Source organism: Limnohabitans sp. Rim11 (genome assembly GCF_001269365.1).
Lineage (GTDB): Bacteria > Pseudomonadota > Gammaproteobacteria > Burkholderiales > Burkholderiaceae_C > Limnohabitans_A.
This window is the reverse complement of sequence record NZ_CXOM01000004.1, coordinates 25,035-47,127: the sequence shown is the minus strand read 5'-3', so window position 1 is coordinate 47,127 and position 22,093 is coordinate 25,035. Positions and strand designations below refer to the sequence as shown.

The window sequence follows — 22,093 nt, the reverse complement described above, 5'->3', positions numbered from 1 at the left end:
CATGACATTCAAAGTGCCACCCAGCGATTTAGTAGATCGTTTAGTTTATGCCAATCGCATTTTGTACGACCAAGGCATTGTGGATGGCTTGGGCCATGTCAGTGTCCGTCACCCTGATCAAGATGGGGTGTTTTTGCTTTCATGCAATCGGGCACCCGGATTGGTCAAACGCCAAGACATAGTTTGCTACGACCTCGATGGCAATGCCGTCTCAGAAACCACTGAGCGTCCTTACCTTGAGCGCTTTATCCACTCAGAAATTTACCGTGCACGGCCCGATGTGGTGGCCGTGGTTCACAGTCATTCCCCCAGCGTTATCCCTTTCGCAATTACGCACAACCCCCTCAAGCCAGTGTTTCACATGTCTGGTTTTTTGGGTTCTGGTTCTGCTCATTTTGAAATTAGGGAAGCTGCTGGTAATTCAGACATGCTCATAAGAAGCGCCTACTTGGGCGAAGCTTTGGCCAAATCATTAGGCAAGCACAATTGCGTTTTAATGCGGGGCCATGGTTCCACTGTGGTCGGCACATCCCTCGAGCAGGTGGTTTACCGCGCCATTTATGCAGAAGTCAACGCCAAATTGCAATTGGCCGCCAATGGCTTGGGTGCGATCAGTTTCTTGAATGAAGAAGAGGCGAAATTGGCTTCAGACATGAACGATGGACAAATTCCAAGGTCTTGGAATCTTTGGGTCACCCGATTGGGACAAGTGGACATTGGCGCTTGAGTTCAGCATGTCAGACTGGTTAATTTGGGACACTTAGAACCTATTTGGTTAAGAGAACCAACGCAAAGGCTGCAAAAATGACGACCCAAATTATTTTGGAATTGCGGCCAATGAATTTCAGGCCTTTTTCTTCCATTGAAATTTCTCTGGGGCCGGTTGGTTTGAAAGGTACTAGAGATTGAACTTCTGCCGGTGCTTCACCCCAAACTGTGGCTTGAGGGTCTAAAAACTCTTTCACAAGCTGGTTGTTGGGTATTTCTCCAAGCGAGCCGCCCTGAAGCAACATCAGCCTCTGAGTTAGCAAGTAAGCCGCGTAAGGTTGCGTTCGGAAGGCTTCTGCAATGAGTTTGGCGGCCGTTTCGTCATAAATACGGGGCTTGGTTTGAATCATTTCGCGTAAAAACTGCATCAATGCATCGCGCTCACTACCCGTCATATGGCTTCCTTGGCTGCTAAATTAGTTTGCAAGCGTGCACTGAATTGGCTAGAATTTTTACTAGGTCTAACCCCAAGACCTTGCCACCAGCCCTGGGCTTACATGCAACACTTGCAAGGAGACAAGCATGCCACACGTCATGGTCATCATTGACCTGTTTATTTTGGTCGCCATTGTTTGGGCGTTTTCTGAAAACAACCGTCAATTGAAACTGCTCAAAAAAGCAAAAGAAGCAAAGCAACACTGATTTGCAAATTCTTCAAAATGGCTCACTCGTTCAGTGGGCCATTTTTGTTTTCAGACTCTTGTTCCGCCAATTTGCGTTCGCGCTTCTTCTTTTCTTGCTTCAAGTCATGAAATTGATGGATGGCAAACACAAAGACCAGCGCAAATACACCTAATTCAATCCAGATTCCCAATTTGTACTCCTCTAGAATGAAGCAATGACGAATCTCAACACCTCCAAGGTCTTCAAGACCTTTTTCTTAGTGGTACTGGGCGCCCTTGCCTTGTTTGCACTTTACATCTTTATTGCTCTCAACTGGAGCTACTCTACGGGTGAGCGCGCCGGGTTTTTGCAAAAAGTTTCCAACAAAGGTTGGATTTGCAAAACTTGGGAAGGCGAACTTTCACTGGTGGCCATGCCAGGTGCAGCGCCTGAGAAATTTCTATTCACGGTTCGCGATGAAGCGATTGTCCAAAAAATCACAGCTGCTGCTGGCAAGCGCGTGACGCTTAACTATGAACAGCACAAAGGATTGCCAACCTCATGTTTTGGCGATACCGATTATTTTGTAACAGGAGTGACTGAAATTGAATAAGACTCTTTCTAAGCGCAAATTTGCTCAGTGGACCTTCAGTACCATCGCCGCCACTGGTTTGGGCATGACCACCCTGGGCGTTGCTGCACAATCGTGGCCCACCAAACCCGTCAAAGTGGTGGTGCCCGCCCCTGCCGGCAGCTCATTGGACGTCATTGTGCGCGGCATGTCCGAGACCCTCAAAACTCGCTGGGGCCACGCCTTGGTGGTAGAAAACAAACCGGGTGCGGGTGGCACAATTGGTATGGACGCTGTTGCCAAAGCGGCACCGGACGGCTACACCCTGGGCATTGGCTTCAACGGCCCTGTGGCTTTTGGACCCTTCATGTTCAAGAAAATGCCTTATGACCCAGCCAAAGACCTCATGCCTGTGGTCTTAACCAGCTCACAACCCAACGTGTTGGCGGTACCTGCCAATCACCCTGCCCAAAATTTCAAAGAGTTTGTGGCATGGGCTAAATCACAAGGCGACAAGGTCAGCTATGCCTCGGTGGGGCTGGGCAGCTCATCGCATTTGTCGATGGAATTGCTAAAAGGTGCGGCAGGCTTTGAAGCTACGCATGTGCCTTTCAATGGTTCACCGCCTGCTGCCTTGTCTGTGGCACAAAACGAAACACAGGCTTTGTTGGCTGTTGAGCCTGCTTTGTTGTCTTTGGTGCAAGGTGGCCGATTAAAGTTGTTGGCGGTCACCAGCCCACAGCGTCTTAGCGCCAGGCCCGATTTGCCCACTGTGGCTGAGGCGGGTTATGCCGGTTTTGATGCCCTGGCATGGAACGGTTTGTTTGCGCCTGCGGGCACACCGACCGATGTCATTGCCCGCATCAACGCCGATGTCAACGCCGCTATGGCCGACCCTGCCTTCAAACAAAACATGCTAAAGCAAGGCCTGATCATTGGTGGCGGCACGCCAGCTGCCTTCAAGTCATTCATCGATGCCGAAACCCGTAAATGGGGCGCCATCATTACCAAAGCCAACATCAAACTTGATTGAATAAATGGGGTCAGATCAACATTAATTTAGTCAATCAAAGGGGCTAAAGGCTAAGGGGGGCTCAATAAATGGGGTCAGCCCCCTTAGCCTTTAGCCCCTTTGATTGGGAATTAATGTTGATCTGACCCCAATTATTTAAGGGAAACTATGCTCATTCGACTTTTGTACATCAGCCGCGCCACTGGGGCCATCACGACCACGGTCACGGGGTCTATTTTGGAATCGGCCAGGGTGCACAACCGAGTGGCTGGTATTACGGGGGTTTTGTGCCAGGGGCAAGGTTTGTTTATTCAGGTGCTTGAGGGCGAGCGAAGCACCGTCAATCGTTTGTACAACACCATCATTAAGGACAAACGTCACCAAGATGTGGAGTTGGTAGCCATTGATGAAATTCAAGAACGCAAGTTTCCCAATTGGTCGATGGCGCATGTCATCATTTCAGAGAGCGACCCCATCATTCAATTGAAGCACCCAGAGTTTGATCCGTTTGAAGCTTCGGGCGCACAGTTGAGTTCACTGATCGACGATTTGCTCAAGCTGTCTACGCCCATCAACTGACATTGAACTCACGCTGCAAACCGCCAATAATTTGCAGCGTGATGATGAAGCAGGAGTTAGGCAGCCTGCAAGTTCATATAGTTTGACAAATCAAATACCGAGTTGGGTGCCACTGGCATAACGGCTTTGGGCAATGGCTTGAAGTTCATCAACATTTTGTTGATGGAGGCGCCAGGTGTTGGCACTGTGCGCTTCTCCACCAAACGGCTTAGGGGAGATTCTTTGAGGAACTTTTGCTCCATGGCCCAGCAATCATCTAATAGGCTTTGAGCCAACTTGGCCTCGGGGCTGGACAGTTTTTCTTCTTGCTTGGAAGATGCGTCTTCGTAGGCGCTGACCACATCCCAAACCGACAAGCTGTCTAAGGCTTGAGCCAATTGGTAGCCGCCACCAGGTCCACGGATTGACTTGATGAGGTGGGCTGCCTTGGCGTCCTTCAGCAGGCCCTCCACATACGAGACCGAGAACTCTAGCTTTTTGGCAATTTGATCTGCGGTTGCAGGCGCGTGCAGAGGCGCACTCGCAATGTAAGAAACGACCTTCAATCCTTGCATCGAACGCTTATTCAACATGTTGAACCCCTTTATTAAACTGGGGTCAATTTAACACCATTACTCAACAAAACCTATTCTCAATAGAATAAAACAAATATTACCTATTCAAAATCTATTCAGGAATACCATGACTGTCAGCAAAACTATACAAAACCACCCCCACAAAATAGGGGCAGTGTCAAGTTTAAGTGGCGTTCCTACCCCTACCCTGCGAATTTGGGAGTCTCGGTACGACACTTTCAAGCCGCACAAAACAGAGACCAACCACAGGCTCTACACAGAAGACGATGTTTTAAAAGCCATCTTGTTAAAGCGACTGACAGAGCAAGGGCACGCCATTAGCGCCATTGCCCAAATGTCGACCACCGCCCTGAACAACTTGCTGCAGAAGCAACAATCTTCCAACCACACCAAATCTGCAGCCAGCCTGGCTTCTCAGTCTGTCTCTATTGCCATTGTGGGCTTGACGCTAGCAAGTCGAATTGAATCCAAAAAGTTCACGCTCGATTTCAACAATCACGCCATTCGTGTGACGGATATTTTCAGCTCTAACGCAGAAGCAATGGCGGGAAATTTTCAAGAGTCTCCGCAAATCTTGTTGATTCACACCAACTCATTGCATGCCGGCATTCAGTTTGAAATTCACCGCTTGGCTGAAAAAAATCAAGCGCTCCAAGTCATTGTTTTGTACAACTTTGGCCAAGAGCCCGTCATTCAATCGATGAAAGAGTGCGGCATGATTGTGCGCCGTGAACCCATCACCGACAGCGAGTTGGCAGACCTCATCAAGTCTGTCTTGGTGGTGGATACGTCAAGCAAATCGGGGCCCCTCAAATCGGGCACCCTGATACCGCAACGCAAATACAGCGACATGGCGCTTCTGAAGGTTGCTAACATTTCAAGCAATGTTTTGTGCGAGTGTCCTAAGCATGTTGCAGAAATTATTTCTCAGTTGGCAAGCTTTGAGCAGTACAGCCACGATTGCTTGAACAAGTCCAACGAAGACGCGCACTTGCATGCGCACCTGAGTGCCATTTCAGGTTCTGCTCGGGCATTATTTGAATCAGCCCTGGAGATGATTGCCAAACACGAAGGCATTGACCTCGACGCGCTCACCCAATAAAGCTGTGGAAGCACTGCGCGGATGAGTTATTCGGTTGTTTGGTTCAAGCGTGATTTGCGCTGGCACGATCACGCGGTCTTGGCGCGTGCTGCCAAGCATGGCCCCGTCCGCTGTATCTATGTCATTGAGCCATCTGCTGCGCACGTCAATAAATGGGGTCAGATCAACATTAATTTGGTCAATCATTGAGGGCAGAGGCAGAGGGGGGCTTCCTCATACTGGAGTACCAGAAATCGTTCAGCCCCCCTCTGCCTCTGCCCTCAATGATTAGAAATTAATGTTGATCTGACCCAATTTATTCGAAGAGGTCGTCCAGCAAAAAATCGTCTACAAGCAATCCTGCGGCTACGACACCTAAGGTTGTGCCTGCGGCAACTGTGCCTACTTGGGTTAAGAGGCCGGCGCCCCAGTTGGCGGGGTGGGGTTTGGATTGAACAGGTTCTTGGAGGGATTCTTGTTCTTTGAGCTTGTTCAAGGCGGCGTCTAAGGCCAATTGCAGGGCCATGCTTCGCTGCACCAATTGATACAGTGCGTCAGGTTGATGGCCCAGCGCATCACGAATCATGCTATCGGCTAGAACGTCTTTTGACTTGATGGGGGTTTGTCTGAGCGATGCCAAAAATTGCAGCAGTTGATCGCGTTCTTGAACGTTCATGAGCAGATCTTTCTGAATGAAGTAAGGCTTTTATTTTGGATGGCAACACCTAACGGGTCAAACCATTCTGGCTTTGGCCACCGCACTGACGCCCTGCTCATCTAACATCCATTGAACAGGTTGCGAAGCGATTTGCAAAGCCACTCTTCGCGCGTTGGTTTGCAGGCAGCCATCGGGGGTTCTTTGAAGTTTTTGCAATAGCCAATGGGGCATGATGTCAAAAGACGATTTCAGAATCAGGGCAAAGAATGGTTTTTCTGTGATGCCGACAGAATAGTTTTCAATTGACTGAAGTGTTTCGCGCGTGCGTTGGTCAAAACTCAGTACAGGTTCGTATTCTGAAATGGCTTGCAGCACATCTTGCAGGGTGGTGGGCAAGTTGGTCGCACCCAACATCTCCCCTACTTTGTTCATCTCCACCACATAACGGTTGCAGTCGGCAGCGGACAAGGGACGCATAGCCAAGTGTTGATAGGCATTCAGAAAAGACACCGTTTCTATCAAGTGAACCCACCTGAGAAGATCGGGTTCATTGGCTTTGTAGGGTTGCCCAAGCTGGTCGATCCCTTGTATTTTGGCGTGAATGGCATTCACTCGCGCAATGCTTTGGGTTGCCATCTCTACACTGCCGTACGTGGTGGAAGCCACAAACAAAGCCGTGCGCCCTAGCCTGGCTTTTAGCTGCTCCCTAAAATTGGAATGGTCCCAAACGGCGGCCAATGCGCGTGGGTGCAAGGCCTGAATCATCAAGGAAGACAAGCCTCCCACCATCATGGCCGAAAAATCGGCGTGCACTTTCCACACCACCGACTGAGGGCCATACAGGCCGGGGTCGCCCACGGGCATTTTGAATGCGTCCAAAGAAGAGGATGCACCCGTGATATTTTGAAGCCCCTTGCCGATGGCTTCAAAAGCGATAGGTTTGAGGATGGATTGGATGTTTTGCAGCACCAGGAAATTCTACGGTGCAGCGCCACATTGACCCAAACAACAACCCAACTCCATGCAATGACTAAGGTAATTCTTATACTGACCAAAACGCCAGACCCAAGGAATCAAAGCGATGACGACACAATTGAATGTTTTCGGCGATGAGCTCGTTCCCTGTTCGTATGATCCACTCACAGGTTATTACAGAGACGGTTGCTGCAAATTGGATGAACACGACCACGGCAGCCATGTCATTTGCGCCAAAGTGACCCAGGCATTTTTAGATTTTTCATTGAAGCGCGGCAACGATTTGATCACGCCCAGACCTGAATACAGATTTGCAGGATTGGTAGCGGGCGACCGTTGGTGCTTGTGCGCTTTGAGATGGAAAGAGGCTTATGAGGCAGGGGTTGCGCCGCCTGTTATTTTGGAGTGCACGAATCAGAAAGCACTTGAGTTTGTTAGCCTGGCGCAATTACAGCAAGCTCATTGATCAGCCTTAAACTCACTTCAGATTTGTTGATCCATTAAATTCTGCGGGCCAACACCACCGCGCCTGCTGAGCCTGTGCCCACCAGCCAGCACCAAGCTCGGATAAAAAAATGGGAAGCATTGTCAGCCAAACTGGCCGCTTCGTCACGGTGATGGCGCTCGTCAGCTTGGCATTCTTTCAACAAAGCCAGCAACTGGGCGTCGCCGCCATTCAGTTGAATGTGATCAATTTGCTGCTGGTAATGTTGATCCACAAAGGTTTCAACAGAGGCCACCGTGGCATAAGCGGCTTGACTGCCGAACAATGCAGGCAATGCGCCTGTTAACCAGCCTGCAATGCGCCAAGGCACCAACAGCATGCTGCGCTGAGATGCAGGCAGCCATGTTTCAATGGCCGCCAAATGTTTGGCTTCGGTTTCGCCATGGGCTTCAGCAAAAGCCATGAGCGCTTTGTCATTTTTCAACTTGGCAACTTGTTGCATGCCACGATAAATAAAGACCGCGCCCAATTCACCCGCGTGATCTGAGCGGAGTTCACGTTGAAGGTGAATGGACAATGCTGCGGTGGTCATAAAAAAGTCATATCTTGTAGGAAAATCAAAACTTCAAAAAGAAGCTCGCTGAAATGTGCTTTATTTTCAAAAACATACAGCCGAGAAGGTCATTGAAACGGTGAAAGAAATCACACAAGCAAAGCCTCCCGTCATGGCCTTAGTGATTGGCAGTGCACCCGATGCTATGTTGGCCAAAGATTGGAATTTATCGGCATTCAATTACCGCGTCGCCATCAACAATTCGTGGCAAATTACCCCCGAATGGGACCACCTGGTCTACCCCGAAGATCTCTTGCCAGAACGCTTACCTAAGAATCCCCTCAAAGAAAATCAAAAGCTGATTGACGCCGCTCAATTTGTACCAGAGCAAAATAAGTTGGGCGGCTTTGTCTATGCCGGGGGCACTATGGCATTCACGGCAGCCTATTGGACCTTGGGCGCCCTAAATCCAGACCTCATTGCCTTTATAGGATGCGACATGATTTATGGTGCAACAGTGGGCGAAAGCAATCATTTTTATGGACACGGCACATCAGATCCTTTGCGGGCCGATATTACTTTGCAATCGCTAGAGGCCAAGTCGGTGCGCTTCATGGCCATGGCCAATACTCTGAATTGTGCGGTGGTCAATTTGTCTGAATTGCCTGAATCTCGATTGTTGTTTCCCCGAGTTTCAAGGCATGAATTGGTGGGTGCTGATATTTGCAAGAGTTTGCTTGCGCAGCAAAACTCAAGACTCAATTCAGTCAAGGTTGCTGAGGCGTTGTCTACAGAAAAAACCCTTGCATACATGTGTACTTCTGGCAAATACTGGGAGCAGTTAGAAAACTTTGACGCGACCAAATTGAGTCACATTGATGATTTGTGGTTGGCGTCTGTGCAGCCTAACTGACCCGTTTAACGCCTTTCACCGCATGACCGATTCAATTCCCCTTTTTCCGCTCTCACACGGCGTCTTTCCAGATGGCATGTTGCAACTTCAGATTTTTGAGGTGCGATATTTGGATTTGATGAAGCGTTGCCATCAAAATCAAACACCTTTTGGTGTGGCTTGGATAAGGTCAGGTAAAGAGATTCAAGTGCCAGGCGAGGAACCTTCTCTGCACCAGTACGGCTGCATGGCGCACATTCGTGAGTTTGAACAAGTGCAGCCCAATTTTTTCAGGGTGGTGTGTCAAGGGGGCTTGCGTTTTGAACTTGAGTCTGTCGCTCCAGGTCCATTGGGTGTTTGGCAAGGCCGGGTTAAATACCTACCGCAAGACCCAGAAGTTGAGTTGCCACCCCATTTGCAAGCGCATGCCGATCGATTGGGCAAAGTCATTGCTTCTGCCCAAAAGCAAGGCGTGATTGACAGGCTGCCTATTTATGCGCCCTACCTTTTGGACCAATGCGGATGGTTGGCCAATCGCTATGCAGAAGCCATGCCGCTTGAAGCCGAAGTAAAGCTAACCCTCTTGAGCGAATCAGATCCCTTGAAAAGAATGGAAGCAGTTGCCTCGCTGATTGAAGAAAAATAAATGGGGTCAGATCAACATTAATTTGGTCAATCATTGAGGGCAGAGGCAGAGGGGGGCTTCCTCATACTGGAGTACCAGAAATCGTTCAGCCCCCCTCTGCCTCTGCCCTCAATGATTAGAAATTAATGTTGATCTGACCCCATTTATTTGACCTGCAGATTTAAGCCTGTCAGTGGTGTGTCGTAACGGCTTTGCCAGTGTTGTCCTTTTTCTAAAGGCCATGCGTCGGTCCAAGTGCCAGTGGTGATCACATCGCCGGCTTGAACGTCTGGCGCACCAGGGCAGCTTCTGAGGGCTTTCATGAAATAGAGAAGCGCCATCAAGGGGCTGTCTAGTACGTTTGCAGCAGCACCCTTTTCTATGCTCTGGCCAGATTGCATCAGTTCGAGAAACATACCGGACAGCAAGCTGTGCAGATCATCGCCATTGTCAGCAACTTCTTTGATGTTGATTGGCTTGCCCACAACCAGCTTGGCATGCAAGCCGCTGTCGGTAATGGTATCGGCCACTTTGAACTTCCAGTTTTCGGCGTGGGACTGAACCACTTCAAAGCCACTGGCCATCCATTCAATAGACTCATACAAACTTTGAAGCGTTAAGTTTTCGGACGGTGTGCAGCGCATTCCAAAAACCAATTCTGGCTCCAACCTGGGTTGGCACATCTTCGAAATATCCACATGACTTTCACTAGTATCGTTAGCAAAGCTGAGCGTTGTATTCCACACCGTTCCCCAGATAGGTTCAAACACTTGATAACGTTCCCAAATGCTTCGGTTGGTAAAACCAATCTTGAAGCCCTTAGGAATCTCTCCCCTTGCCTCTCTGAGTTTTCGAACCTGCAAGGCCTTTTGGTATGCCAACGCAACGTCATCAGGAATACTCGCCACCTCAGCAACTGGCCAAAGCGTGCCGTGATCGATATGATGCAGCAAAGTCTCGGGGGTCATCTAAACACTCCTTTTTTGCTAGTTTAAATTTAATTGAGGTCAAATCACAATTGTTTTTACTCGACTCAATTGCCCACCTTCGCAACGAACACTGCAACGCCGTCGTGATATCCGGCTCACACGGCGGCCGTTCGGCTGCTGAATTTGTCATCGCTTTAAGCCAAAAACCAAGCTGCGTTTTCTTTAACGATGCTGGTGGCGGAAAGGACAATGCTGGCAAGCTTGCTTTAGAAATGCTGCAAGCGCACAACGTTCCTTGCGCCTGTTATTCCCACTTGTCTGCTCGCATTGGCGATGCCCAAGACGGGTACGACAACGGCGTTGTATCTGGCACCAACGCACTGGCCAAAGCGATGGGACTTAACATTGGTATGCGAATCAACGAAGCCGTAAAATTATTTTGAACGCTAGCATTTTCTTTTCTGCCGTTTTATTGTTTGTAAGCTGCCAACTTCAAGCAGCCACATTGCAAGGCAAGGTTGTCAACGTGGCCGATGGCGACACGGTAACGGTACTGGACGAGCAGAAAACCCAACACAAGATCAGATTACAAGGCATTGATGCCCCTGAAAGGGCTCAAGCTTTTGGCAATCAGTCAAAGCAGTCATTGCATGAAATGGTTCACGGAAAAAAGGTGGCCGTCGATTATCAAAAGAAAGACAAATATGGCCGAGTTGTTGGCAAGCTAATGCTTGACAACACCGATATTTGCCTTGAGCAAGTTAAGCGGGGCATGGCCTGGCATTACAAGCAATATGCCAACGAGCAACCCAAACAAGACCAGGAACAATACGCACAAGCTGAAAAAAAAGCTCAAGCAGAGTCCATTGGAATTTGGAAAGACAAGTCTCCAACGCCGCCTTGGGACTTCAGAAAACAAGCCAATCAAAAATGATAACTTTAGGATGATCTTTTTACAAAGATCCCGATTCGTTTTAATAGACATGCGCCCTGCCTGTGTGGCAACATGATGTGCAATTGAAAGGACCGAAATGATCGAAGAAAACATTGAAATTCAAACCGCCAACGGATCTATGAATACCTTCGTTGTTTTCCCCGAAGAAAACGGTCCGCATCCGGTTGTGTTTTTCTACATGGATGCACCAGGCAAGCGCGAAGAGCTGCACGACATGGCACGCAGACTGGCCAGCGTAGGCTACTTTGTGGTGCTACCCAATTTGTACTACCGAAGAAGCCGCGATTTTTATTTGAAAGAGCGCACACCCGAAGCCATGGAGGTGATGTTTGCACACATGGCGTCTTTAAACGCTACCACCAGCCAAATTGACACGGCGGCCATGCTGAAGTTTGTAGACACTCATGCCATGGCAGATCAATCAAGAATTGGCGCTGTGGGCTACTGCATGAGTGGGCCTATCGTGATGTGGATTGCCGCACAGTTTCCAGACCGGTTTCAAAGCATTGCCTCCATTCATGGTGCCAACATGGCCACCGACGCACCCGATTCACCTCACCTCATGCCACCGCAAATTAAATGCGAAAGCTACTTTGCGTGCGCAGAAATTGACAAATGGGCACCGCCAGCAGATATCCAAAAATTGGAGTCTTCCCTGCTGCAAGCCACGTCAAAATTCAGAATTGAGTGGTATCCCAAAGTGGAGCACGGCTTTGTGTTTCCACAGCGTGCCGGTATGTACAACGCGCAAGCTGCAGAGCGGCACTGGGAGCGACTGTTTGATTTGTTTGGTCGCACCCTGAAATAATTGGAGTCAGATCAACAAACTTCAAGTCGAACTGGCAAGGATCATCAAGTTGCCAGACGTGCGAAGTTAAACTCTGTGCATCCTCACAGCCTGCCATGCAGGCTGTGACCATTTAACACCCAGTTAACGGAGCTTTCATGAACAAACGCTACTTACTCAGTGCCATCGCTTTAGCCACCACTGCCCTGTTCTTGCCCAGCTTGGCCAGTGCGCAAGATTTCCCGCCAAAGCGTCCGGTCACTTTGTTTGTTGGCTTTGCACCCGGTGGCGCCGCCGATGCCGCAGCCCGTTTAATTGCCAAAAAGCTCACAGAAAACATCGGACAAAACGTCGTTGTCGAAAACAAGGCAGGTGCTGGCGGCAACATCGTGCACCAGCAAGTCGCCAACGGCGTATCCGATGGCTCAGTCATTTTGCTGGGTTCGATTGGCCCCATGGCCATTGCACCTCACATGATGAAAATCGGCTATGAGCCCTTCAAAGATTTGGCGCCTATCTCTGGCGGTGTGAACTTTCCCAACATGTTGGTGGTCAATAAAGAATCTGGCATCAAAAATTTGGCTGACTTTGTGGCCTTGGCCAAGAAAGCACCAGACACCGTTTCCTTTGCCTCCACTGGCGCTGGATCAGCCTCTCACCTAACGGGTGAATTGTTTGCCATTCGTACCAACACAGAAATGCTGCACGTTCCCTACAAGGGCGGCGCGCCGGCCATGCAAGATCTTTTGGCCAACCGCTTCTCTGGTTATTTTTCTGCACCTCCCACCTCCATTCCGCACGTTGAGTCTGGCAAGTTAATCGCTATTGCCACCACGGGCCTCACCCGTCCAAGCTATCTGTCCAATGTACCCACCGTGGCCGAGTCGGGCTACCCTGGCTTTGAAGCGCTCAACTGGTATGCCTTCCTAGCGTCTGCCAAAGTGCCCTCGCCCATTTTGGACAAATGGAATATAGAGATTGTCAAAGTACTCAACGATCAAAGCACCAAGGACGCACTCACCAAATTAGGCCTGTCTGGCGCACCTTCAACCAGAGCTGAACTCACCAGCTTCATGCAGAAGGAATCAGACAAATGGGGCAAGCTGGTGCGTGAGAAAAAAATTACGGCCGACTAAGCCGATAACCAAAAAAATGGGGCCCTAGGCCCCATTTTTTATCGGATGAACTGATCGATGTAATCAGCCCCGAGGCCTACCTCGGTGTAGTGTTTTCGGCACATCTCGATCTTGGTAAACACATCTTCATAGCCCGTGGTCTGACCTTTGTCATCAAGGTAAATCATGGCGCCATGAATATTAAATTGAGTAATCATTTCTGGCTCGCCCACCACCTCATCAACCACCAAGGTGTGAATTTCACCTGGCGGCTCATAGACAAACGAGCCGGCCTTGGCCACCCAGTCGTGCTCTAAATAGCGCCAGGCGCCTTTGATGACATAGCCAGTGACCCATGACGGGTGGATGTGTCGTGACAGAACGCCAGACTTGCGCACCCGCAACAGATTGCACCAGCTTCCAGTAACTGTGTTCATGAGCAAGGGTCTAAACCAAACATCGGGGGCTTGAGGCACCCAAACACGTTCGTCGTCTGGAATGGCCTGAACGGCAATTTCAGCTCTGATGCCTGGATGCTGCGTAATGGGAGTCATCGCTCGAATCTTTCTGGTTTAAGAAATTAAATAGCCACCATCTACAGGCAACACAACCCCTGTGACAAACTGAGCTTGCGGGCTGGCCAAAAACAACACCGGCCCTGCTACATCGGCAGGCGTACCCCATCGTTTCATAGGCGTTCGCGCCAATATGGGTGCAGACCGCTGAGGGTCGTCTTGCAAAGCTTGCGTTAAGGGTGTGGCAATCCATCCGGGAGCAACCGCATTGACGCGAATGCCATCATCTGCATACGCAATGGCCAAGGATTTGGTCAGCTGCGCAACGCCGCCTTTGCTAGCGCTGTAACCTGGCACCAAACCACCGCCAAAAAAGCTGAGCATGGATGCCGTATTGATAATGCAACCGCGGCGAGCCTTCAGCCCCTCACGTGCTGCAGCACAAACTCTCATGGTGCCATTGAGGTTGATATCGATGGTGCGGGCAAAAGCTTCGGGCTCTAATTCGACTGAGCGTTGAATGATGCCAGCACAATTGACCACCACATCGATCTCGGCCAAAGAGCCCACTATGCCTTGAACGGCCGAAAGATCGCGAACATCTAGAACCCGAAAATCAATGCCGGCATTGGCAGATTTTTTGGATGCATTTTCAACTTCTAGCTCGGTAGCACCTGTTGCCACAACTTGGGCGCCTTCAGCTTGAAAGGCTTGCGCAATGGCTTCACCGATACCGCTGGTAGCGCCTGTGATGAATACTTGACGGACCATGTGGCGCATTCCTTTTAACTTCAAATTGTTGACCAATCAACTCAAGCAGCAAATTACTCTAACGTGATATTTCGTTCCTTGATCACACGCTGCCAAAGGCTGGATTGCTGATCAATGAATTTCTTGGCTTGCTCGGGGTTGCCTTTTTGAATTTCGCCACCCAGTTGTGCAATTCGCGCTTTGACTTCAGGTGACTCGAGCGCTTGTTGAAATGCAGCCGCCAGTTTTTTCATCGCAGGCTCTGGCGTGTTGGCCGGTGTAAAGACCGCATTCCATTCGTAAATTTCAGTGCCCTTCAATCCTGATTCGCTCAAGGTAGGCACATCGGGCAGGATGGGGGAACGAGTGCCTGAGGTCACGGCCAGCGCTCTGAGCTTGCCAGATTGAACGTGCTGCAACGTAGAAGCCAGGTTGCCAAAAAACAAAGGCACTTGGCCGCCGATCACATCGTTTAGCGCAGGACCGCCGCCTTTGTAGGGTACGTGAACCATGTCGACTTTGGCTGCAGACTCAAACAAGGCACCGGCCAAATGTTGGGCGGAACCATTACCTGAGGATGCAAACGACACTGCGTTCTTTGACTTGCCAGCGGCCCCCATCAGTTCGGCAATGTTTTTAGCCGGGAAATTTGCGTTGACCAGCACCACATTGGGAAACAAAGCAATGACGCCCACCGGCTGAAAGGCCTTGGCGCTGTCGTAGGGAAGCTTGGGATAAAGCGAGGGATTGACAGAAAAAGAAGAGGCATCAAGCATCAGGGTGTAACCATCAGGCGCAGCCTTTGCCACCGCGGCAGCACCAATTTGACCACCCGCACCAGGTTTGTTTTCGATGACGACGGTTTGACCCAGTGCTTCGCCCATTTTGGGGCCTATGAGCCTGGCCATGGCATCTGCACCACCCCCTGGCGGATAGGTCACAACGAGTGTAATTGGCTTGGTTGGGTATGCCGCTTGCGCCATCACAGACGGAGCGCCCACACAAGCGGTAATAGCGGCCAAGGTCATCAGCCGCAAAGCTTGACGATGTGCAAAGTTGATCATTGAAAGTCTCCAGAGAATAGGTGCGGTATGGCGCAGATGTCCAAGCCACCCAACTAGAATGCATTGTATGAATTTCTCAATGTTGAAAAATGGGGTTGATACCCATTTCCACGTCTTTAAAGCGGGTGTAGCCACTGAAGGCGCTAGGTATGTGCCCCGATACAACGCTCTGCTAGCCGACTGGACACAACAATCCCAACAGGTCGGTATCACGCGAGGCGTCTGGGTGCAACCCAGTTTTTTAGGCACTGACAACCAGCTCATGGTCGAAGCACTTAAAGCCCACCCAGACATGTTGCGCGGCATTGCTGTGGTTAGTCCGGATGTCAGCTTAGAGACGTTAACAGTGCTTCACGATGCTGGCGTACGCGGCATTCGTCTGAATTTGGCAGGTACCCCTCACGACATTTCTGAATGGACTCAAACCGATCGCCTATGGCAGGCAATCAACTCGATGGGATGGCACCTTGAGATCCATACCGATCAGGGAAAACTGCCTAGCGTGCTTCAACAACTGCCATCTGACATCGCCCTTGTAATAGACCACATGGCAAAACCGTCAGAGGCCGCATCGGATGACCCGACAATTTTGTCTATCAAACATCGGGCGAACTTAGCCCCTGTTTACGTCAAATTGAGTGGTGCCTATCGCTTAGGCCAAGTAGATTCAACGAAGCTAGCGACGCTGCTGCTAAACGAGTTAGGATCCGAAGCACTGCTATGGGGAAGTGACTGGCCGTGCACCAACCATGAAGCATTCGCTGACTTTAACGCCCTTATTGAGCAAGCACATGCTTGGATACCGGCAAACATCTTTGAACACGTTTTGTGGGCCAACCCTATGAAGCTTTACTGGGGCTAGCTTCAATATGAATTTGCAAGGCACAAAACGCAAGATCACTTACGTTGCCACCTACGAGACACTCGCACTTCTGTTCGGCACACTGGGCTTTTTTAGCTTCAGTGACAGCAGCCTTGAACGCTCCGGTGCATTGGCTGTTTTCGGATCACTCTTTTCTGTCAGCTGGAACTTTGTGTACAACAGCCTGTTCGAGCGCTGGGAAGCCACACGACTGACGCGAGGTCGCGGCTTTGGACGTCGCGTGCTGCACGCGGTTGGTTTTGAGATTGGGTTTTTGGTGGTGCTGCTGCCCATTGCAGCATGGTGGCTTGAGATCAGTTATTTGCGTTCATTCGCCCTCAACCTTGGCTTGAACATTTTCTTTTTAGCCTATACCTTTTCTTTTACTTGGTGCTTTGATCGGGTGTTTGGGCTGCCCTCATCCGCTGCGGCTACAAATGACTCAGCCAAAGTACTTTGACTGACCAAGAACCCACCCTCACCTCCCCCAGCGCTGTTCAACAAGAATTGCGCAATGTGCGTGCGCTCATGCAATTAGAGCAAAAGGAAGACCAAGCCCAATTCAAACTAAAAAATGCCGATGCCAGCATCAAGGAGCGAAGAAAGCGTGGCTTAGCTTGGTATCCCGTCACCATCACGCAAGAGGACATTGGGTTTGGCGGCAAGGTGATGCTGGAACTGGAGCGACCTGCGCACCGACAAGAACTTCACTTGTTTCAAGTGGGCAAGAACGCTTGTCTTTTTGGCGATGCCTCTGGCCATTCGGCAAATGATCGCCCCGCGCTTAGCGGCGTTATTACAAGTATGCGGCGCAATAAGCTCACGCTGACAACCTCCAAAGAAACCCTTCCTGACTGGGTCACGGAAGGAGGTACGCTGGGGATTGATCTCACCTTCGACGAAGTGAGCTACCGCGAGATGAACCAAGCCCTGACAGAAGTCATGGGCGCACACGACAACCGCTTGGCCCATCTGCGCGACGTGCTGATGGGCGCCAAGCAAGCCAGCTATCGAGAACACAAAAGCGACGACCTTTTTTATCCCAGCGCGCTCAACGATTCCCAGCTGGCTGCTGTACGCCATGTGATCACAGCACAAGACGTTGCCATCATTCACGGCCCTCCCGGTACCGGCAAAACCACAACACTGGTACAAGCCATTTTAGAAACAACCCGGCGTGAGCGGCGCGTGTTGGTGTGTGCACCGTCCAACACGGCGGTTGACCTGCTGACAGAAAAGTTAGCCGAGAGCAGTGTTAACGTCATTCGCTTGGGCAATCCCAGCCGTGTCTCAGAACTGCTGCTTAAACACACCCTCGATGCAGGTGTAATGGCCCACCCCAGTTACAGCAAGATGCATGCGATGCGCCAAACCGCCGAACAGCATCGCGAGACAGCCAATGAGTATGTGCGCGACTTTGGCATCGAAGCGCGTCACCATCGTCAATGGCTAAGGGAGGAAGCGCGGACGTTGCGTCAAACTGCCGATGATTTGGAGCGCTTCATTACTGAGGATGTTCTAGAAACAGTGCAGGTCATTACCTGCACGCTGGTGGGCGCAAGCAACCGCAACATCCGACAACTGAGCTTTGAGACGGTTTTCATTGACGAGGCCGCGCAAGCCTTGGAGCCAGGTTGCTGGATTGCGATTGCCAGGGCACAGCGCGTTGTTTTGGCAGGCGATCACCATCAACTGCCGCCTACGGTGAAGTCTGAAAAAGCGGCGCAAGAAGGTTTGCGCGAAACCCTTTTTGAGAAATGCATTCAGCGACAGCCGAACACAGCCCGCATGTTGAATGTGCAATACCGCATGCACGAGCACATCATGGCATTTAGCTCAGACAGGTTTTACGGCAACCAATTGACTGCGCATGCGAGCGTGTGTCATGCAGGATTGGCGGCTTACGATCCGTGTTTCGAAAATGATTTACCTGTTGAGTTTTTAGACACAGCGGGCTGCGGATTTTTAGAGGTCGCCATGCCTGAAACTCGATCGACAGCCAATCCCGACGAAGCCAACTTACTCATCAGTCGCCTTGAACAGTTGTTAGCGCCTTATGCGCATGGCGAACGTCACAACAAACCGCTTACCGTAGGTGTGATTGCACCCTACCGTGCTCAAATTAATTATTTGAGAGATTGCATCGAAGACAACGCTGCGCTTAACGATTTGATATTGCAACGCCATCTGAGCGTGGGTACTGTTGATTCTTTTCAGGGCCAGGAAAGAGACATCATTGCCATTTCATTAACCCGCAGCAACCCATTTGGCGAGATTGGTTTTCTGTCTGATATTCGCCGCATGAACGTGGGAATGACCCGTGCTCGGCGCAAATTGCTTATGGTGGGAGACGCCTCCACACTTTGCAGCAATCCCTTTTTCTCGGACTTGCTGGCTTATGTCAAGCGAACTGGTGGTTACCGGTTGAACGCTTAGCAAGCGATTCAAATGCTTGGTTAGCCTAAAATCTAGGTTCAAATATAAAAACGAGTGATGAAAGTGAACTTCACAACGTTGAATTCCAACACTTTGAAAGTTGATTGGGCAATAATATCAGTCGTTACTTATTTAAAGTGCGGTATGAAACAACATCTTTACTTCGTTTTGGCCTTTTTTCTGGCAATAGCACCTGCAGCAGCCAACGAGAAGGCCAAAATCATCGATGAAATCTCAGCTTACTTAGAGTTTGTCGACTATGGCGGCGGCACCATCTTTGCTGAACAGATTCCAAAAAGTGAGTATGCCAAGATGATGGTTATTGACGTTCGCGAAGGTGCTCAATTTGCAAAAGAGCACATTCCTGGAGCTGTCAACATTGAATGGCGTCAGATCATGGCTCAAAGTGAAAAAATTCCTAAAAATAAACTAGTGCTCATTTATTGCAACACTGGAACCCTTTCAGCTCAGGCTGGTTTTGCATTGCGAGTGTCTGGTTGGGACAATGTCCGCATTCTTCAAGGCGGTATTTCTGAATGGAAATCGAAGGGGGGTCTAGACGCCAATGCCAAAGCTGCAGGTGCCTTGCCTCGACATTGAATTAGCAGTCGAGTGCTGCTACAAACTAGTTAGAAATGTTTTCACTCAGTAACCTGAATGCCAAGGCTTTTGCGCTCAGTTCGGCATTGCACGTTTTGGTATTTGTTCTGCTAGGCAATGTTCAATTTACTAAACTCACCAAGACAAAGCCTCCACTCAAAGAACAGATTGTCTTAGCTCGTCTAATTACATTGCCCGCTGGCGATGTATTGGCTAAACCAAAATCGTTAGCCACGGAAACCGAATCGGCCAAAAAATCTGCCAGCATGGCTGCCCCTCCGCCACCCACAGCAGATGAGTGGGCCTTTGCAGCCCAATACACCAACAGAAATAGCAAAGGCTACCGACACAGTTGGGGCCAGCAAGTGCGCAGCATGATGGGTACAGCGGTGGAAGGACCCGACCAGGGCTTGGTACGATTCAGAATTGAAATTGCACCAGATGGAACCCTAACCAAATTGGAAACACTTTGGTCGACCTCACCTGTCGCTGAGAAACTTGCACGAAAAGCTATTGCAAGCTTGCCAAAGCTGCCAGCAACGCCCACAGGCAAACCCCTCATGTTTGAAAAAACGATTGCGTTCTCGCCCTTCGCATTCAACGACGTGCCAAGCTACAGAGATGACTGCTTGCCAGATCCCCCTGCATTTAGAAATCCATTTGTTTGGGATGGCACTTCGCCACAAACGCGAGAGGAGCCACCCGTTGCGACTAAGTTGGATCCTAAAGAAATGGAAGAATGTTTACGTCAACTGCCTAAAGACTCGATTGATGCCGAAATGGCCAAGGACAGGCGCGCAATGGAGCAATGGGGATGGGGCAAAGACACAAAGTAGCCAAACCATTGACGAAGTTAAGCTGCATTGATTTGAATCTGTTGTCTACTTGCAATTCGTTACATAGAGAGTCATCATTCAAAAAACCAACAGTTCATTCTTAAACCAGACAGCTAAGCACCCATGATTTCAAAGAGAATTAGCAGACGATCGCTTGTTCAATTTTCCGCGGCAGCGGGCTTATTTTCTATGCTGCCACACGTTGAAGGCAACAACCGAGTCAACGGAAAGTTGCTCATTATTGGGGGGGCTGAAGATCGTCAAAATGAGAAGGAGATCTTAAGAAACTTCATCGAATTATCTGGTGGCATCCATGCAAAGCTGAAATTTATTCTTGCAGCAAGCAGTGAGCCAGCTTCAGTTTGGGCAAGTTATTCAAATGCTTTTAAAAATCTTGGTGCAACTAACATTGAACCTATCGCTCTTTTATCTCGAGAAGACGCTCACAACCCCGATGTGGTGTCGAATATTCTTTCAGCTGACGGCATCTTCATGACAGGTGGTGACCAAAATAGATTAATGGCAGAGATTTGGGAGACACCAGCATTTCGCGCAATTCACCAAGTTTTCCACATCAAGGGTATTTGTATTGCTGGGACAAGCGCAGGCGCTGCAGTCATGTCCCGTCAAATGATCGCTCAAGGTCAGGCGCCGATCATCACAGAAAAAGATGTTGTTTCTTTTGATATTGGCTTAGGCTTAGTCAGTATGGCCATCATTGATCAGCATTTTTCTCAGCGAAGGCGCCTTACTAGATTGTTATCTGCGTTGGCCCAAAGACCTGACTTGCTTGGGGTAGGCATTGACGAAAATACAGGACTGGTAATTACGGTCAATGAGTCCATTGAGGTGATTGGTGCCGGCGCTGTCACTATTTTGGATGGCAGAGAAATGATTTCAAATTACGATCAAATTGAAGCCCAAGAAAAGTTGGAACTTCTTGGCGTCAAAATGCATTTACTACCTAGCGGAAGTAGGTACTCTGCAAAAATTCCTAGAGCTGAGGAAAAAAGAATCGCATCACTTATGAATGCCATCAGTTACTTGGTGTTGCCAGGTCCTGCTCGAATTTAAATTTTAAACCTATGAAACATCAGAATCTGCCCTTGCTGCATAAGGTTTCTACTTCTGACTCCTTCGCAAAAGGGGCGCATTACCGATGGACTTCTAAATTTCCACGTCATAGATCAAGGGTCCTACCCTCACCCATTTCCTCATGCGTCTCCCCATCGCGAATGTGATAGATGCGCTTGAAGGTAGGGATAATTTTTTCATCGTGCGTAACGACAATGATGGCGGTATTGGCTTGCTTTGCCATGGCATTCAGAATGCGCATCACCCCCAAAGCTCTTTCACTGTCCAGTGGCGCAGTGGGTTCGTCCGCCAATATGACGGGCGGACGGTTGGCCAACGCTCTGGCAATGGAAACGCGTTGCTGCTCCCCCCCAGACAATTGCGACGGCTCGGCTTTGGCGCGATGCGCCACATCCAACGCGCCTAGCAGCTCTAGCGCGCGTTGACGCGCTTGCGCATTGGAAACACCGGCCAACATCGGCAACAAAGCGACGTTGTCAGTCACATCCAAAAATGGAATGAGATAGGGAGCCTGAAAAACGAATCCAATACGATCTCTTCTTAAAGCACGCAAGTCTGGCAGTGTCCAGCCGTTGTCATAAATAAGTTCGTCACCGAGCGTCATTTTTCCAGAGCTTGGCTCAATGATGGCGCCCAAGCACTTTAACAAAGTGCTTTTGCCAGAGCCAGAAGGCCCCACCAGCCCAACGACTTCACCGGGAGCAACGTACATGTTGACGTTTTTCAAAGCTTCCACAGCCGTGTCGCCATGGCCATAAACCTTGCGCAAATTTTCAATTTTGATACCCCCCTGAGCAGTCGTCATTGTTTGT

At 49.8% G+C, this 22,093-nt stretch carries 30 protein-coding genes; 19 read left to right on the top strand and 11 right to left on the bottom strand.

Annotated features, from left to right (window positions below; translation table 11 throughout):
• Window position 1 precedes the first annotated feature (1 nt).
• A complete protein-coding gene (locus AMM03_RS11310) occupies window positions 2-727 on the top strand; it encodes a class II aldolase/adducin family protein (protein ID WP_090131701.1) in 726 nt (241 codons plus the stop codon).
• Between the two features lie 40 nt (window positions 728-767).
• Here AMM03_RS11310 and AMM03_RS11305 read toward each other — a convergent pair whose 3' ends face one another.
• Window positions 768-1,163 (bottom strand): DUF2076 domain-containing protein, encoded by a 396-nt coding sequence (locus AMM03_RS11305; protein WP_090131699.1) that lies wholly within the window; start codon window positions 1,161-1,163, stop codon window positions 768-770.
• Window positions 1,164-1,432: 269 nt separating this feature from the next.
• A complete protein-coding gene (locus AMM03_RS14185) occupies window positions 1,433-1,582 on the bottom strand; it encodes a hypothetical protein (RefSeq protein WP_194942868.1) in 150 nt (49 codons plus the stop codon).
• Between the two features lie 24 nt (window positions 1,583-1,606).
• Between AMM03_RS14185 and AMM03_RS11300 the strand changes: the two genes are divergently transcribed.
• The 3 genes from AMM03_RS11300 (at window position 1,607) to AMM03_RS11290 (ending at window position 3,533) form a co-directional block, all read left to right on the top strand.
• Window positions 1,607-1,984 (top strand): hypothetical protein, encoded by a 378-nt coding sequence (locus AMM03_RS11300; RefSeq protein WP_090131697.1) that lies wholly within the window; start codon window positions 1,607-1,609, stop codon window positions 1,982-1,984.
• Window positions 1,977-2,975, top strand: a complete 999-nt coding sequence (locus AMM03_RS11295) for a Bug family tripartite tricarboxylate transporter substrate binding protein (protein ID WP_369793701.1) — start codon at window positions 1,977-1,979, stop codon at window positions 2,973-2,975. Before AMM03_RS11300 ends, AMM03_RS11295 begins: the two co-directional genes overlap by 8 nt.
• Before the next feature lie 147 nt (window positions 2,976-3,122).
• The gene (locus tag AMM03_RS11290; protein WP_090131696.1) at window positions 3,123-3,533 is read left to right on the top strand and encodes a BLUF domain-containing protein; all 411 of its coding nucleotides are present in this window, start codon (window positions 3,123-3,125) and stop codon (window positions 3,531-3,533) included.
• A 56-nt stretch (window positions 3,534-3,589) separates the two neighbouring features.
• Here AMM03_RS11290 and AMM03_RS11285 read toward each other — a convergent pair whose 3' ends face one another.
• On the bottom strand, window positions 3,590-4,105 hold the full coding sequence (locus AMM03_RS11285) for an Rrf2 family transcriptional regulator (RefSeq protein WP_090131693.1): 516 nt from the start codon (window positions 4,103-4,105) through the stop codon (window positions 3,590-3,592).
• Window positions 4,106-4,214: 109 nt separating this feature from the next.
• On the opposite strand from AMM03_RS11285, the gene AMM03_RS11280 reads away from it, so the two are divergent.
• Window positions 4,215-5,210 (top strand): MerR family transcriptional regulator, encoded by a 996-nt coding sequence (locus AMM03_RS11280; protein WP_090131691.1) that lies wholly within the window; start codon window positions 4,215-4,217, stop codon window positions 5,208-5,210.
• A 21-nt stretch (window positions 5,211-5,231) separates the two neighbouring features.
• On the top strand, window positions 5,232-5,399 hold the full coding sequence (locus tag AMM03_RS11275) for a deoxyribodipyrimidine photo-lyase (protein ID WP_090131689.1): 168 nt from the start codon (window positions 5,232-5,234) through the stop codon (window positions 5,397-5,399).
• 106 nt (window positions 5,400-5,505) lie between these two features.
• Here AMM03_RS11275 and AMM03_RS11270 read toward each other — a convergent pair whose 3' ends face one another.
• Together AMM03_RS11270 and AMM03_RS11265 are read right to left on the bottom strand one after the other, a co-directional pair.
• A complete protein-coding gene (locus AMM03_RS11270; RefSeq protein WP_090131687.1) occupies window positions 5,506-5,865 on the bottom strand; it encodes a DUF2076 family protein in 360 nt (119 codons plus the stop codon).
• A 57-nt stretch (window positions 5,866-5,922) separates the two neighbouring features.
• A complete protein-coding gene (locus AMM03_RS11265; protein ID WP_090131685.1) occupies window positions 5,923-6,816 on the bottom strand; it encodes an oxygenase MpaB family protein in 894 nt (297 codons plus the stop codon).
• A gap of 112 nt (window positions 6,817-6,928) precedes the next feature.
• On the opposite strand from AMM03_RS11265, the gene AMM03_RS11260 reads away from it, so the two are divergent.
• Entirely contained in the window at window positions 6,929-7,288 is a 360-nt protein-coding gene (locus tag AMM03_RS11260; protein WP_090131684.1) for a DUF2237 family protein, read from the top strand.
• Between the two features lie 34 nt (window positions 7,289-7,322).
• Here the strand turns inward: AMM03_RS11260 and AMM03_RS11255 are convergent, their stop codons facing one another.
• The gene (locus AMM03_RS11255) at window positions 7,323-7,859 is read right to left on the bottom strand and encodes a demethoxyubiquinone hydroxylase family protein (protein ID WP_090131682.1); all 537 of its coding nucleotides are present in this window, start codon (window positions 7,857-7,859) and stop codon (window positions 7,323-7,325) included.
• A 55-nt stretch (window positions 7,860-7,914) separates the two neighbouring features.
• Between AMM03_RS11255 and AMM03_RS11250 the strand changes: the two genes are divergently transcribed.
• Together AMM03_RS11250 and AMM03_RS11245 are read left to right on the top strand one after the other, a co-directional pair.
• Window positions 7,915-8,733, top strand: a complete 819-nt coding sequence (locus AMM03_RS11250; RefSeq protein ID WP_228764683.1) for a hypothetical protein — start codon at window positions 7,915-7,917, stop codon at window positions 8,731-8,733.
• A 22-nt stretch (window positions 8,734-8,755) separates the two neighbouring features.
• Window positions 8,756-9,358: an LON peptidase substrate-binding domain-containing protein gene (locus AMM03_RS11245; RefSeq protein ID WP_194942866.1), complete on the top strand. Its 603-nt coding sequence runs from the start codon at window positions 8,756-8,758 to the stop codon at window positions 9,356-9,358.
• Between the two features lie 143 nt (window positions 9,359-9,501).
• On the opposite strand, the gene AMM03_RS11240 is transcribed toward AMM03_RS11245, so the two are convergent.
• Window positions 9,502-10,305 carry a 2-keto-4-pentenoate hydratase gene (locus AMM03_RS11240; protein WP_090131678.1) on the bottom strand — a complete coding sequence of 268 codons (804 nt, stop codon included), beginning with the start codon at window positions 10,303-10,305 and terminating at the stop codon, window positions 9,502-9,504.
• Between the two features lie 50 nt (window positions 10,306-10,355).
• Between AMM03_RS11240 and AMM03_RS11235 the strand changes: the two genes are divergently transcribed.
• From AMM03_RS11235 to AMM03_RS11220, 4 genes are all read left to right on the top strand, one after another.
• Window positions 10,356-10,709, top strand: a complete 354-nt coding sequence (locus tag AMM03_RS11235) for a hypothetical protein (RefSeq protein WP_090131676.1) — start codon at window positions 10,356-10,358, stop codon at window positions 10,707-10,709.
• Window positions 10,706-11,200 (top strand): thermonuclease family protein, encoded by a 495-nt coding sequence (locus tag AMM03_RS11230; RefSeq protein WP_228764682.1) that lies wholly within the window; start codon window positions 10,706-10,708, stop codon window positions 11,198-11,200. The genes AMM03_RS11235 and AMM03_RS11230 overlap by 4 nt, the downstream gene beginning before the upstream one ends.
• Window positions 11,201-11,297: 97 nt before the next feature.
• A complete protein-coding gene (locus tag AMM03_RS11225; RefSeq protein ID WP_090131674.1) occupies window positions 11,298-12,029 on the top strand; it encodes a dienelactone hydrolase family protein in 732 nt (243 codons plus the stop codon).
• Window positions 12,030-12,166: 137 nt separating this feature from the next.
• Window positions 12,167-13,144 carry a Bug family tripartite tricarboxylate transporter substrate binding protein gene (locus tag AMM03_RS11220; RefSeq protein ID WP_090131672.1) on the top strand — a complete coding sequence of 326 codons (978 nt, stop codon included), beginning with the start codon at window positions 12,167-12,169 and terminating at the stop codon, window positions 13,142-13,144.
• A gap of 38 nt (window positions 13,145-13,182) precedes the next feature.
• Here AMM03_RS11220 and AMM03_RS11215 read toward each other — a convergent pair whose 3' ends face one another.
• From AMM03_RS11215 to AMM03_RS11205, 3 genes are read right to left on the bottom strand one after another with little or no spacing between them, the layout of a single operon-like run.
• Window positions 13,183-13,677 (bottom strand): 2,4'-dihydroxyacetophenone dioxygenase family protein, encoded by a 495-nt coding sequence (locus AMM03_RS11215; protein WP_090131670.1) that lies wholly within the window; start codon window positions 13,675-13,677, stop codon window positions 13,183-13,185.
• An 18-nt stretch (window positions 13,678-13,695) separates the two neighbouring features.
• Window positions 13,696-14,409, bottom strand: a complete 714-nt coding sequence (locus AMM03_RS11210) for an SDR family NAD(P)-dependent oxidoreductase (protein WP_228764681.1) — start codon at window positions 14,407-14,409, stop codon at window positions 13,696-13,698.
• Window positions 14,410-14,462: 53 nt separating this feature from the next.
• Window positions 14,463-15,452, bottom strand: a complete 990-nt coding sequence (locus AMM03_RS11205; RefSeq protein WP_369793700.1) for a tripartite tricarboxylate transporter substrate binding protein — start codon at window positions 15,450-15,452, stop codon at window positions 14,463-14,465.
• A gap of 67 nt (window positions 15,453-15,519) precedes the next feature.
• Between AMM03_RS11205 and AMM03_RS11200 the strand changes: the two genes are divergently transcribed.
• The 6 genes from AMM03_RS11200 to AMM03_RS11175 all read left to right on the top strand — a co-directional run bounded on the left by AMM03_RS11200 (window position 15,520) and on the right by AMM03_RS11175 (window position 21,260).
• Window positions 15,520-16,314, top strand: coding sequence for an amidohydrolase family protein (locus tag AMM03_RS11200; protein WP_228764680.1), 795 nt, complete (start codon window positions 15,520-15,522; stop codon window positions 16,312-16,314).
• A gap of 13 nt (window positions 16,315-16,327) precedes the next feature.
• A complete protein-coding gene (locus AMM03_RS11195) occupies window positions 16,328-16,774 on the top strand; it encodes a PACE efflux transporter (protein WP_090132095.1) in 447 nt (148 codons plus the stop codon).
• A complete protein-coding gene (locus tag AMM03_RS11190; RefSeq protein ID WP_090131664.1) occupies window positions 16,771-18,750 on the top strand; it encodes an AAA domain-containing protein in 1,980 nt (659 codons plus the stop codon). The genes AMM03_RS11195 and AMM03_RS11190 overlap by 4 nt, the downstream gene beginning before the upstream one ends.
• 57 nt (window positions 18,751-18,807) lie before the next feature.
• Window positions 18,808-19,350 (top strand): rhodanese-like domain-containing protein, encoded by a 543-nt coding sequence (locus AMM03_RS11185; protein WP_228764679.1) that lies wholly within the window; start codon window positions 18,808-18,810, stop codon window positions 19,348-19,350.
• Between the two features lie 35 nt (window positions 19,351-19,385).
• Window positions 19,386-20,186 (top strand): energy transducer TonB, encoded by an 801-nt coding sequence (locus tag AMM03_RS11180; RefSeq protein WP_090131659.1) that lies wholly within the window; start codon window positions 19,386-19,388, stop codon window positions 20,184-20,186.
• A 189-nt stretch (window positions 20,187-20,375) separates the two neighbouring features.
• Entirely contained in the window at window positions 20,376-21,260 is an 885-nt protein-coding gene (locus AMM03_RS11175) for a cyanophycinase (protein WP_194942864.1), read from the top strand.
• Window positions 21,261-21,366: 106 nt separating this feature from the next.
• Here AMM03_RS11175 and AMM03_RS11170 read toward each other — a convergent pair whose 3' ends face one another.
• On the bottom strand, window positions 21,367-22,086 hold the full coding sequence (locus AMM03_RS11170) for an ABC transporter ATP-binding protein (RefSeq protein ID WP_090131655.1): 720 nt from the start codon (window positions 22,084-22,086) through the stop codon (window positions 21,367-21,369).
• Between the last annotated feature and the right edge of the window lie 7 nt (window positions 22,087-22,093).

Excerpts from the sequence above, each read along its gene's own strand:
- AMM03_RS11310 (WP_090131701.1), top strand. The coding sequence starts at position 2 with ATGACATTCAAAGTGCCACCCAGCGATTTAGTAGATCGTTTAGTTTAT.
- AMM03_RS11305 (WP_090131699.1), bottom strand. The coding sequence starts at position 1,163 with ATGACGGGTAGTGAGCGCGATGCATTGATGCAGTTTTTACGCGAAATG.
- AMM03_RS11300 (WP_090131697.1), top strand. The coding sequence starts at position 1,607 with ATGACGAATCTCAACACCTCCAAGGTCTTCAAGACCTTTTTCTTAGTG.
- AMM03_RS11290 (WP_090131696.1), top strand. The coding sequence starts at position 3,123 with ATGCTCATTCGACTTTTGTACATCAGCCGCGCCACTGGGGCCATCACG.
- AMM03_RS11285 (WP_090131693.1), bottom strand. The coding sequence starts at position 4,105 with ATGTTGAATAAGCGTTCGATGCAAGGATTGAAGGTCGTTTCTTACATT.
- AMM03_RS11280 (WP_090131691.1), top strand. The coding sequence starts at position 4,215 with ATGACTGTCAGCAAAACTATACAAAACCACCCCCACAAAATAGGGGCA.
- AMM03_RS11275 (WP_090131689.1), top strand. The coding sequence starts at position 5,232 with ATGAGTTATTCGGTTGTTTGGTTCAAGCGTGATTTGCGCTGGCACGAT.
- AMM03_RS11270 (WP_090131687.1), bottom strand. The coding sequence starts at position 5,865 with ATGAACGTTCAAGAACGCGATCAACTGCTGCAATTTTTGGCATCGCTC.
- AMM03_RS11260 (WP_090131684.1), top strand. The coding sequence starts at position 6,929 with ATGACGACACAATTGAATGTTTTCGGCGATGAGCTCGTTCCCTGTTCG.
- AMM03_RS11255 (WP_090131682.1), bottom strand. The coding sequence starts at position 7,859 with ATGACCACCGCAGCATTGTCCATTCACCTTCAACGTGAACTCCGCTCA.
- AMM03_RS11245 (WP_194942866.1), top strand. The coding sequence starts at position 8,756 with ATGACCGATTCAATTCCCCTTTTTCCGCTCTCACACGGCGTCTTTCCA.
- AMM03_RS11240 (WP_090131678.1), bottom strand. The coding sequence starts at position 10,305 with ATGACCCCCGAGACTTTGCTGCATCATATCGATCACGGCACGCTTTGG.
- AMM03_RS11225 (WP_090131674.1), top strand. The coding sequence starts at position 11,298 with ATGATCGAAGAAAACATTGAAATTCAAACCGCCAACGGATCTATGAAT.
- AMM03_RS11220 (WP_090131672.1), top strand. The coding sequence starts at position 12,167 with ATGAACAAACGCTACTTACTCAGTGCCATCGCTTTAGCCACCACTGCC.
- AMM03_RS11215 (WP_090131670.1), bottom strand. The coding sequence starts at position 13,677 with ATGACTCCCATTACGCAGCATCCAGGCATCAGAGCTGAAATTGCCGTT.
- AMM03_RS11210 (WP_228764681.1), bottom strand. The coding sequence starts at position 14,409 with ATGGTCCGTCAAGTATTCATCACAGGCGCTACCAGCGGTATCGGTGAA.
- AMM03_RS11205 (WP_369793700.1), bottom strand. The coding sequence starts at position 15,452 with ATGATCAACTTTGCACATCGTCAAGCTTTGCGGCTGATGACCTTGGCC.
- AMM03_RS11200 (WP_228764680.1), top strand. The coding sequence starts at position 15,520 with ATGAATTTCTCAATGTTGAAAAATGGGGTTGATACCCATTTCCACGTC.
- AMM03_RS11185 (WP_228764679.1), top strand. The coding sequence starts at position 18,808 with ATGAAAGTGAACTTCACAACGTTGAATTCCAACACTTTGAAAGTTGAT.
- AMM03_RS11180 (WP_090131659.1), top strand. The coding sequence starts at position 19,386 with ATGTTTTCACTCAGTAACCTGAATGCCAAGGCTTTTGCGCTCAGTTCG.
- AMM03_RS11175 (WP_194942864.1), top strand. The coding sequence starts at position 20,376 with ATGCTGCCACACGTTGAAGGCAACAACCGAGTCAACGGAAAGTTGCTC.
- AMM03_RS11170 (WP_090131655.1), bottom strand. The coding sequence starts at position 22,086 with ATGACGACTGCTCAGGGGGGTATCAAAATTGAAAATTTGCGCAAGGTT.